Genomic DNA, 10,559 nt, shown 5'->3' with positions numbered 1-10,559 from the left:
TGATCGTTCATGTCAGATCCCAAACTGCTGACGCTGGCGCTTCAAGTGCTCCGGCATCTCTTTGTAGACGTCTTCGAACATGGTCGCGGCGCTTGGAATCTGGCCGCCGGCGAGGGTGCCGTACTGTTCGGCCTGTTTCTGTGCAGCAATCACTTCGGCTTCGAGTTCGGCGCTGACGGCACTGTGCTCTTCTTCCGACCAGTGGCCGACCTTGATCAGGTGCTGCTTCAGGCGGGCGATCGGGTCGCCCAGAGGGAAGTGGCTCCAGTCATCGGCGGGACGGTATTTGGATGGATCGTCGGAGGTCGAATGCGGGCCGGCGCGGTAGGTGACCCATTCGATCATGGTCGGGCCGAGGTTGCGGCGGGCGCGTTCGGCAGCCCAGGCAGATGCCGCGTAAACAGCATAGAAGTCGTTGCCATCAACCCGCAGCGAGGCGATGCCGCAACCGACGCCGCGTCCGGCGAAGGTAGTGGCTTCACCACCGGCAATCGCCTGGAAAGTCGAAATCGCCCACTGGTTGTTGACCACGTTGAGGATGACCGGCGCACGGTAGACGTGAGCGAAGGTGAGGGCGGTGTGGAAGTCCGATTCGGCGGTGGCGCCGTCACCGATCCACGCCGAGGCGATTTTGGTGTCGCCCTTGATCGCCGAGGCCATGCCCCAGCCGACGCCCTGAATGAACTGGGTGGCAAGGTTGCCGGAGATGGTGAAGAAACCGGCGTCCTTGACCGAGTACATGATCGGCAGTTGCCGGCCCTTGAGCGGATCGCGCTCGTTGGACAGCAGTTGGCAGATCAGGTCGACCAGCGGTACTTCGCGGGCCATCAGGATGCTTTGCTGGCGGTAGGTCGGGAAGCACATGTCGTCGATGTTCAAGGCCAATGCCTGGGCGCTGCCGATGGCTTCTTCGCCAAGGCTCTGCATGTAGAACGACATTTTTTTCTGACGCTGGGCGACCACCATGCGGTTGTCGTAGATCCGCGTCTTGAGCATGGCGCGCATGCCTTTGCGGAGGATCTCGACCGGCACGTTTTCGGCCCATGGGCCGAGGGCATTGCCCTGATCGTCGAGCACACGGATCAGGCCACGGGCGAGGTCGGCAGTGTCGGCAGGTTCTACGTCGATGGGAGGTTTGCGCACCGTGCCGGCATCGGTCAGATGCAGGTAGGAGAAGTCGGTTTTGCAGCCTGGACGGCCCGATGGTTCGGGAACGTGCAGACGCAGCGGTTCATACGCTTGGGTCATGGCTTCTACGCTCGATCTTGTGAATTTCTTGTAGTGAGCTGGCAATCATTCTTGGGTGAAAGAAATCTTGTCCTACAACAATCATAGGCCCGGGCAAGAAGAATATTTCTCTCTGTTTCGTTGCGCTGAAGATCATTTGCAGATAGAAATTCTGCATAAACATAAAAAACAGGTGGTTTTGTCTCATGCGCAAACTGGACCGTACCGATATCGGCATTCTCAACAGCCTGCAGGAGAACGCTCGCATCACCAACGCCGACCTCGCCCGCTCGGTCAATCTGTCGCCGACACCGTGCTTCAATCGGGTCAAGGCCATGGAGGAATTAGGGTTGATTCGCGAACAGGTGACACTGCTGGATGCCGATCTGCTGGGCCTGCACGTGAACGTGTTCATTCACGTCAGTCTGGAGAAACAGGTCGAGGAAGCGTTGCAGCATTTCGAGGAAGCCATTTCCGATCGTCCCGAGGTGATGGAGTGCTATCTGATGGCCGGCGACCCGGACTATCTGATCCGGGTGCTGGTGCCGACCATTCAGTCTTTGGAGCGGTTCATGATGGACTTCCTGACCAAGGTGCCGGGCGTGGCGAATATCCGGTCAAGCTTTGCGCTGAAGCAGGTGCGCTACAAGACCGCGTTGCCGCTGCCGGTCAACGGTCTGATTCTGGGCGCCTGATTGCGGCGGCGTCATTGAAGTCATACCGATATTCAAGTGCCGCCGTGTCGATGACTTGTCCAGCCTTCCACATTCTTTGCCAAGGTGCAGGCTCGATGTCCGGATGAAAGATCAGGGTGGCATCGAGCATGTCCCGGGGGGCGTCATCGGCAAACGAGATCGCGGGTTCGGCCGGGTGCTGACGCTTCCACATTTCCCACAGGTAATCGAGGTGACAGTGGTGCAGAAAGAATATCGGGTCGTTCGGCGAGGCGGCGCTGGCCATGTTGCCGCCGACCCACGAATGCACTCTATTGTGCATCTGCTCCATCTGGTTTTCCCAACCTTCGGGTTCGGACCAGTAGGGTGTTCGGTTCATGGCCGACTCGATCTCTGGCGCGGTAGGCAGTGGCGAACCGGCTGCACCAAAGTTGCGCCTCAGCATCGGAATCCCTTCGTCACCATCCCAGATCCTGACGCCGAAGATGCCACTCTCGAAAGCAAATGGCCCGAGGGTTACACGCTGGTCTAACTGGGGATCGCCATCTCTGCCCATGAAGTCATCCATGAAGGGATTGTCTGCGCCGCTCATGCTCCAGTTCCAGTAAGGCAGGGTAATGCCGGGGTCATTGGCCACGACTTGCAGTTCCCACTCGAATTGGCGAATCAGGATCCGGTGCCAGGGAAAAAACAGGGGGCTGCGATGGGGATTGGGGGAAATCGGATTGCCCAGCCCCATGGAATTCTTGTGAATCTGTACAAAGTCATCATAGCGATACTGCTGGCCAGGTCGCAGGATGCTGGGGGTTTGATTCTTCAAAATCAGGATGGCGCTGATGAACGCGTCTTTCTGTGCCGCTGACATGTCACGGTGATTACGACGAATATCCATATTGCGAAAACTCCATTGAATGTTTGCCCAATGAAGTCTGGCTGCTGACAGGATTTTATCCAGTTCACCTCTATCGCCAGAGAGCGTAGGAAATATTTATTTTTCAGCGAGTTGAGCGACTTTTCCTATAAGGAGTTCAGAGGGATCTTCAGGTAGACCACGCCATTGTCCTCGGCCGCCGGAAAATTCCCCGCCCGCACATTCACCTGAATCGCCGGCAACAACAGCGTCGGCATGCCCAGCCCGGCATCACGCTTGGTGCGCATCTCGACGAACGCCGCCTCATCAATCCCGTCATGCACATGGATGTTGCTCTTGCGCTGCTCACCGACAGTGGTCTGGCACTGCGATTGCCGACCTTCGGGCGGGTAGTCGTGACAGACATAGAGTTTCACGCCGGCAGGGAACGCCAACAGCTTGTGGATCGAGTTGAACAACTGATGCGCATTGCCACCGGGGAAGTCGCAGCGGGCGGTGCCGACGTCGGGCATGAACAGCGTGTCGCCGACCAGAATCTGCTCGCCGTCGATCAGGTAGGCCATGTCCGCTGGCGTGTGACCGGGCACGTGCAGGGCGGTAGCCTTGAGGTTGCCGATCAGGAACGACTCGTTGGGCGCGAACAGGTGATCGAATTGCGAGCCGTCAACGCAGAAATCCGGCTCCAGATTGAACAGCGCCTTGAACACGTTCTGCACTTTGCTGATCGACTCGCCAATGGCGATCTTGCCGCCCAGTTCCCGGCGCAGGTACGGCGCGGCAGACAGGTGATCGGCGTGGGCGTGGGTCTCCAGCAGCCATTGCACTTGCAGGTTATGCGCGCGGACGAAGGTGATGATTTTGTCCGCCTGCGCGGTGCAGGTGCGGCCGGCGGCACCGTCATAATCGAGCACCGGATCGACGATTGCGCACTGCCCGCCATCGGCTTCGTAGACCACATAGGTGTAGGTCGAGGAGGCGGGGTCGAGGAAAGCTTGAATCAGCGCGGGCATGGACACGAACCTGTGCAAGAGGATGAAAAATCAGTCATGGGTTGCAACACTTTATGTAAAAACATAATGTTCGCAGCTTAAGTGACGTTGAAGGCTTCCTGCAAATGCAATCCAGTCTGACCGAATGTGAAGTCGCCCAATTGCGCGCCTCGGCCTCCAAGGCCTGTGCGTTGCTCAAGGCGTTGGCCAATGAGGACCGTCTGCTGATCCTGTGCCAGTTGACCCAGGGCGAACGCAACGTCGGCGAGCTGGAAAAAATGACCGGCGTGCGCCAGCCGACGCTGTCTCAGCAACTGGGCATTCTGCGTGACGAAGGGTTGGTCGCGACCCGCCGTGAAGGCAAGTACATTTTTTACGGCCTCGCCAGCCCTGAAGTCATCCAGGTGATGAAAACCCTGTCCGGGCTCTACTGTGGAGCCGTAATGAAAAGCCTCGGCCACTCATAAATGTCAGCCAACAGCACATAAAACCTGTGGGAGCTGGCTTGCCAGCGATGAGGCCTTGTCAGCCGACATTGATGGCGACTGAAACTCCGCCATCGCTGGCAAGCCAGCTCCCACAGGTTTTGTGTATGACTGATACTCCTTGCGTGCAGCAATAAGGAACTAGCAATGAACGATCAACACTGGGGCCCATCCATCAGTGCAGATATCGTGGTCATCGGCGGTGGTACGGCCGGCATCGGTTTCGTCGCCAGCCTGCTCAAACGCGATCCGCAGTTGAACATCACCGTGATCGAGCCAAGTGCCCAACATTACTACCAACCGGCGTGGACGCTGGTGGGCGGTGGCGCTTTCGACGTGAAAGACACCGTCCGACCAATGTCCAGGGTGATGCCGCGTCAGGCCACCTGGATTCAGGCGGCGGTGACGGCGATCGACCCCGAGCAGCGCCAACTCACCCTGAGCGACGAGCGCACGGTCAGCTATCAGAACCTGATCGTCTGCCCCGGCCTGCGTCTGGCCTGGGAAAAAATCGAAGGCTTGCAGCAAAGTCTTGGCCAGCACGGCGTGACATCCAACTACAGCTATCAGCACGCGCAATACACCTGGGATCAGGTGCAGAAACTGCGCGGCGGCAAGGCACTGTTCACGCAGCCGGCGATGCCGATCAAATGCGCCGGTGCGCCGCAAAAAGCGCTTTATCTGTCGTGCGATTACTGGCGCAAGCATGCCGTGCTGAACAAGATCGAAGTCGAATTCAATCTGGCCGGCGCCGCGCTGTTCGGCGTGGCGACGTTCGTGCCGCCACTGATGAAGTACATCGAAAAATACAACGCGCAATTGGCTTTCAATTCAAACCTGGTCAAGGTCGACGGCCCGGCGAAAACGGCTTGGTTCGAGCGCAAGGACGCGGACGGCAACGTTGTCCGTGAGGCGAAAACCTTCGATCTGCTGCACGTCGTGCCGCCGCAGGTCGCGCCGGATTTCATTGCGCAAAGTCTGCTGGCAGACCCCGCTGGCTGGTGCGAAGTGAATCCGCACAGCCTGCAGCATCCGCGTTATCCCGAAGTGTTCGCGCTTGGCGACATCTGCGGCACGAGCAATGCGAAAACCGCTGCAGCGGTGCGCAAGCAAGTCGTGGTCGTGGCGGAAAACCTGCTGGCTCTGCGCAAACAACAACCGCTGCCACTGAAGTACGACGGCTACGGCTCGTGCCCGCTGACGGTGGAGAAGGGCAAGGTGATCCTCGCCGAGTTCGGTTATGCCGGGAAGTTGTTGCCGACCTTTGCGCTGGACCCCACCGTGCCGCGCCGCTCGGCATGGTTTCTCAAGGCGACGCTGCTGCCGTGGTTCTACTGGAACGGCATGCTCAAGGGGCGTGAGTGGCTGACGCGTCTGTCCAAAGTCGACTGAGAAATCACTATGTTGCTGGCAAGTCTGTTTGGCGTAGTGATGGGGCTGGTCCTCGGTCTGACCGGGGCGGGCGGCGGCATTCTCGCGGTGCCAGCGCTGGTGCTCGGGCTCGGCTGGACGATGACCCAGGCCGCGCCCGTGGCGTTGTTCGCTGTGGGCAGTGCGGCGGCGGTGGGAGCCATCGATGGTTTGCGTCATGGTCTGGTGCGGTATCGCGCGGCGTTGTTGATTGCGGCGCTCGGCGCGGTGTTTTCGCCGCTCGGCATCTACTTCGCGCACCAGTTGCCGGAGAAGATCCTGATGATTCTGTTCAGCCTGCTGATGGTCATGGTGGCCTGGCGCATGTTGCGCCGCGAGCGTCAGGAAGCAGGCCCGAGCGACCACGGTCACGGCAGTTGGGGGCAGAAAAACTGCATGCTTGATGAAGAAACCGGACGCTTCGACTGGACAGCCAAATGCACGGCGACCCTCGCAGCGCTGGGTGCGGTCACCGGGGTGGTGTCCGGATTGCTCGGTGTCGGTGGCGGCTTTCTGATCGTACCGGCGTTCAAGCAACTGACCGACGTGCAGATGCGCGGCATCGTCGCCACATCGTTGATGGTGATCAGTCTGATCTCGGCGATTGGTGTGATCGGCGCGTTCCATGCCGGCGTACGCATCGACAGCCTCGGCGCGGCGTTCATCGTCGCCAGCATTATCGGCATGATCATCGGTCGCAGGCTCTGCGCACGGGTGCCGGCGCGGGCGTTGCAGGTGGGATTTGCCAGTGTGTGTCTGGTGGTCGCGGCTTATATGTTGCTGCGTGCCTGAGTCTTGATCCGTGGTGAGGGAGCAAGCTCCCTCACCAATGGTGCTGCGTCCGATTACTGGTTGTAAGCCGCTTCACTGTTATCGATCAGCGGATTTTTCTCGGTCAGCACGATCTGCGCAATCCGATCCTTGCGCATGAAACTCACCTTCGGGTGCGACTGGGCGTAACGGATGAACCGCTCCATTGCCTCGACCATCGCCGGCGTACCGCCGATGCGGTCGTGCAGACTCACCGACATCATCCGACGCTTGCTTGCACCTTCGGTATAGAGCCGGTCGAACTCCAGCACCAGTTGCTGATAGAACTGGTCGGCGGAAAAATGCCGGCCCTCGACCAAGACGATGTCGTTGTTGCGCAGGGTGTACGGCACCACGGCGAACTTACGCCCGCGCACCATCGTCACGAAGGGCTCGTCGCGGCTGACATCATCGATGTGATAGGTGAAGTTGAGATCCTGCAACACCTTCAGCGTATTGGGGCTGCGCCGCAGCCAATTGGCGTTGTAGCCGACCGAACGCTGGCCGGTGAGTTTTTTCACCGCCGCCACTCCGTCGCCGATGAATTGTTTTTCCTGCGCGTAATTCATGTTGTAGGAGTCGGCCCAGCGCACACCGTGCGCTGCGAGTTCATGGCCGCGTTCGGCAATCGCCTTGGCCAGCTCCGGGTGTTTGAGCGCGGCTTCGCCGACCACGTGGGAGGTGACTTTGATCCCGGTGCGATCCCACAGATCGAGCATGCGCCACAAACCTTCCTTGTAACCGTAATCGAACCAGGTCTGCGCCGGCAGATCCGGGTAGCCTTTGGGTAAAGGGCTGCCGGAAAACGGACTTTCTGCACCGTCGGGTTGGCCACCGGTCTCGAACTGCATTGATACCGAGATCACCAGTTGTGAACCATCCGGCCATGGCCGTTCCTGGGCAAAGGCGAGGGCGGGCAGCAATAGCGCGGCGGCCAGCAGGTTTTTCAGCAGGCGCGGGGAGCGTTGTCGGTGGTGGGTGGTCATAACGGGCACCTTGAGGTTTGAGAAGTGGCTCAAGGGTGGCATCCGCTACGCTGGGGAAAAATCCGCTGCGGACGAGATGACTTTTAAACAAATTTTACGAATCCCGGATTCACAAAAATCCTTTGTGGGAGCGAGCTTGCTCGCGAAAGCGGTGTATCAGTCAACATAGTCATCGAATGACGTAGCGCATTCGCGGGCAAGCCCGCTCCCACAGGGATCTCTGTGTACACAGGGGATATGGGTTTGCAGGACGATTTGCGGCAAACTTCAGCAACTTCCAGCACAAGGCCTCTGAATGGATCGATACGCCCCGCGCAACTGGCAGCCTCACGAGAAGCCCAGTCTGCCCGGTTCCCCATCGACACCGCTGCACTCCAACCCCAAGCGCCTGGCCTATGCGTTGGTCGGGTTGCTGGTGGCGTTGACCGGTGGTTTGGGCAATTCGCTGGTGGTCGCCAACCTGGTTTACCTGCAAGGTGCACTCGGCGCGACCACGGCGGAAATGGCCTGGTTGCCAGCGGCGTACGTGATGACCAACGTGTCGATGAACCTGCTGCTGGTGAAGTTTCGTCAGCAGTTCGGTTTGCGCGCGTTTACCGAGGTGTTTCTGGTGCTGTATGCGCTGGTGACCTTTGGTCATTTGTTCGTCAACGACCTGAATTCGGCAGTGGCGGTGCGCGCCGCCCACGGCATGGTCGGCGCCGCGCTGAGTTCCTTGGGCCTGTATTACATGGTGCAGGCATTCCCGGCAAAGTGGCGGATGAAGGCGCTGGTGCTGGGGCTCGGCACCTCGCAATTGGCGTTGCCGCTGGCGCGCCTGTTTTCCGAAGACTTGCTGCAGATTGCCGAATGGCGTGGCTTGTACCTGTTCGAATTGGGCATGGCGTTGCTATCGCTGGGCTGCGTGTTGATGCTCAAGTTGCCGCCGGGCGACCGCTTCAAGACTTTCGAAAAACTCGACTTCCTGACTTTCGCCATTCTTGCCAGCGGCGTGGCGTTGCTCTGTGCGGTGCTGTCGCTGGGGCGGATTGACTGGTGGCTCGAAGCCGACTGGATCGGCGTTGCGCTCGCTGCCTCGATTGCGTTGATCCTCACGGGGCTGGCCATCGAGCACAATCGCAGCAACCCGATGCTGATGACCCGCTGGCTGGGCAGCGGGGTGATGATCCGGCTGGCGCTGGCGGTGATTCTGATCCGCATGGTGACGTCGGAGCAATCCACCGGCGCCGTCGGCTTCATGCAGTACCTCAACATGAGCAATCAGCAGTTACACAGCCTGTACGTGGTGATGCTGATCGGCAGCGTCGCCGGGCTGCTCACCAGTGCGCTGACCATTGACCCGAAACACTTGCTCATGCCGCTGATCATCTCACTGGCGCTGATGGCGACGGGCTCGGTGATGGACAGCTATTCGAACAACCTGACGCGTCCCGAGAATCTGTATTTCAGTCAGTTCCTGCTGGCGTTCGGCAGTACGTTTTTCCTCGGTCCGACCATGGTCCTCGGCACGCGTAACGTGTTGACCAATCCGCGCAATCTGGTGAGCTTTTCCGTGCTGTTCGGGATCTGCAACAACCTCGGCGGGCTGATTGGTGCGGCGTTGCTCGGCACCTTTCAGATCGTCCGGGAGAAGTTTCACTCCAGTCACATCGTCGAACACCTGATGATGTCAGATCCATTAGTCGCCGCACGGGTGGCGAGCGGCGGATCGGCTTACGGCTCGCTGCTGGCCGATCCGAGCCTGCGCAATCTTGCCGGTATTCGCAGTCTGGCCAACGCCGCGACTCGCGAAGCCAACGTACTGGCCTATAACGATGTGTTCATGCTCATCGCGGTGATCGCGGTGCTGACCATGATCTGGATTTCCATTCGTGCGCTGTGGCTGATGAGCACCACCAAAAGCGTCGCCCCAGCGCCTTCCGTACCAACCAGCGGTGCCACTTCTTCATGACCGAACCGACCACCACAACCACCAATGCCATTGCCGCCACGCCTGAAGGTGTGGCACCGCCGTCATCGCCGAACACCGAGCCGCGCTCGTTGCGGGTGCGGATCATCTCTTCGCTGGGCTTTGCCGCGATTGCCATCGTCGGCGTGTTGATCGTGCTGTACGCCTGGCAATTGCCACCGTTCAGCAGCGCGGTCGAAACCACCGAAAACGCGCTGATTCGCGGGCAGGTGACGATCATCGGCCCGCAGCTCGCCGGTTATGTCTATGAAGTGCCGGTGCAGGATTTCCAGTATGTGAAGGCCGGCGATTTGCTGGTGCGTCTGGACGACCGCATCTACCAGCAACGCCTCGACCAGTCGCTGGCACAACTGGCCGTGCAGAAAGCCGCATTGGCTAACGTCGTGCAGCAACGCAACAGTGCCGAAGCGACGATCAAGCTGCGTCAGGCGGTGGTCGCCGACAGCGAAGCGCAGTTACGCAAGAGCGAAGCGGATTTGCGCCGCAACAGGGAGCTGGTGAGTGACGGCTCGGTGTCCAAGCGCGAGATGGATGTGGCCCTGGCGGCCAATGCGCAGGGCATTGCGGCGGTGGCGCAGGCCAAGGCCAATCTGGAAATCGCCCGTCAGGATCTGCAAACGGTGATCGTCAATCGCGGCTCGCAGGAGGCGGCGGTGGCCAGTGCCGAAGCGGCCGTGCAACTGGCGCGCATCGACTTGTCGAACACGCGCATTGTCGCCCCGCGCGACGGTCAGCTCGGGCAGATCGGCGTGCGCCTCGGTGCCTATGTCAACTCCGGTGCGCAGTTGATGGCGTTGGTGCCGAACCAGAAGTGGGTGATCGCCAACATGAAGGAAACGCAGATGGACAATGTGCGGGTCGGGCAACCGGTACGCTTTACCGTCGATGCGTTGAACCACAAGAAATTTACCGGGCATGTGCAGCATATTTCGCCGGGCACGGGTTCTGAATTTGCCTTGCTGCAGGCTGACAACGCCACTGGCAACTTCGTCAAGATCGCCCAGCGCGTGCCGGTGCGCATCACCATTGATGAGGGGCAGCAGGAAGAGGAACGGTTGCGGCCGGGGATGTCGGTGGTGGTGAGTATCGACACGACGGCGGGCGATACCCAGCCGCACTGATCAACTCATAACCCTGT

General features: G+C 59.6%; 10 protein-coding genes. 6 read left to right on the top strand and 4 right to left on the bottom strand.

Going from position 1 to position 10,559, the window contains the following annotated elements; translation table 11 throughout:
* Positions 1 to 12: 12 nt before the first annotated feature.
* Positions 13 to 1,248, bottom strand: coding sequence for a 3-methyl-2-oxobutanoate dehydrogenase (2-methylpropanoyl-transferring) subunit alpha (locus tag ACIONG_RS09800; protein ID WP_401298638.1), 1,236 nt, complete (start codon positions 1,246 to 1,248; stop codon positions 13 to 15).
* Positions 1,249 to 1,433: 185 nt separating this feature from the next.
* On the opposite strand from ACIONG_RS09800, the gene bkdR reads away from it, so the two are divergent.
* Positions 1,434 to 1,922, top strand: a complete 489-nt coding sequence (gene bkdR, locus ACIONG_RS09795) for a Bkd operon transcriptional regulator BkdR (RefSeq protein ID WP_103305884.1) — start codon at positions 1,434 to 1,436, stop codon at positions 1,920 to 1,922.
* Here the strand turns inward: bkdR and ACIONG_RS09790 are convergent.
* Positions 1,897 to 2,793, bottom strand: a complete 897-nt coding sequence (locus ACIONG_RS09790) for a tyrosinase family protein (protein WP_212809320.1) — start codon at positions 2,791 to 2,793, stop codon at positions 1,897 to 1,899. The genes bkdR and ACIONG_RS09790 overlap by 26 nt on opposite strands.
* 125 nt (positions 2,794 to 2,918) lie before the next feature.
* Positions 2,919 to 3,782 (bottom strand): MBL fold metallo-hydrolase, encoded by an 864-nt coding sequence (locus ACIONG_RS09785; protein WP_212809319.1) that lies wholly within the window; start codon positions 3,780 to 3,782, stop codon positions 2,919 to 2,921.
* Positions 3,783 to 3,886: 104 nt separating this feature from the next.
* Between ACIONG_RS09785 and ACIONG_RS09780 the strand changes: the two genes are divergently transcribed.
* The 3 genes from ACIONG_RS09780 to ACIONG_RS09770 all read left to right on the top strand — a co-directional run bounded on the left by ACIONG_RS09780 (position 3,887) and on the right by ACIONG_RS09770 (position 6,448).
* Positions 3,887 to 4,228 carry a helix-turn-helix transcriptional regulator gene (locus tag ACIONG_RS09780; protein WP_103305887.1) on the top strand — a complete coding sequence of 114 codons (342 nt, stop codon included), beginning with the start codon at positions 3,887 to 3,889 and terminating at the stop codon, positions 4,226 to 4,228.
* Between the two features lie 165 nt (positions 4,229 to 4,393).
* Positions 4,394 to 5,638 (top strand): FAD-dependent oxidoreductase, encoded by a 1,245-nt coding sequence (locus tag ACIONG_RS09775; protein WP_401298631.1) that lies wholly within the window; start codon positions 4,394 to 4,396, stop codon positions 5,636 to 5,638.
* A gap of 9 nt (positions 5,639 to 5,647) precedes the next feature.
* Positions 5,648 to 6,448, top strand: a complete 801-nt coding sequence (locus tag ACIONG_RS09770) for a sulfite exporter TauE/SafE family protein (RefSeq protein WP_103305889.1) — start codon at positions 5,648 to 5,650, stop codon at positions 6,446 to 6,448.
* A gap of 53 nt (positions 6,449 to 6,501) precedes the next feature.
* Here the strand turns inward: ACIONG_RS09770 and ACIONG_RS09765 are convergent, their stop codons facing one another.
* Positions 6,502 to 7,452: a polysaccharide deacetylase family protein gene (locus ACIONG_RS09765; protein WP_401298627.1), complete on the bottom strand. Its 951-nt coding sequence runs from the start codon at positions 7,450 to 7,452 to the stop codon at positions 6,502 to 6,504.
* A gap of 295 nt (positions 7,453 to 7,747) precedes the next feature.
* Here ACIONG_RS09765 and ACIONG_RS09760 point away from each other — a divergent pair, with 295 nt between their 5' ends.
* Together ACIONG_RS09760 and ACIONG_RS09755 are read left to right on the top strand one after the other, a co-directional pair.
* Positions 7,748 to 9,403, top strand: coding sequence for an MFS transporter (locus ACIONG_RS09760; RefSeq protein ID WP_401298624.1), 1,656 nt, complete (start codon positions 7,748 to 7,750; stop codon positions 9,401 to 9,403).
* Positions 9,400 to 10,542, top strand: a complete 1,143-nt coding sequence (locus ACIONG_RS09755) for an HlyD family secretion protein (protein WP_401298622.1) — start codon at positions 9,400 to 9,402, stop codon at positions 10,540 to 10,542. Before ACIONG_RS09760 ends, ACIONG_RS09755 begins: the two co-directional genes overlap by 4 nt.
* Positions 10,543 to 10,559 lie beyond the last annotated feature (17 nt).

Source organism: Pseudomonas sp. NPDC087817 (genome assembly GCF_044742875.1).
In the GTDB taxonomy this organism is placed as follows: Bacteria; Pseudomonadota; Gammaproteobacteria; order Pseudomonadales; family Pseudomonadaceae; genus Aquipseudomonas.
This window is presented reverse-complemented; position numbering and strand designations above follow the sequence as displayed.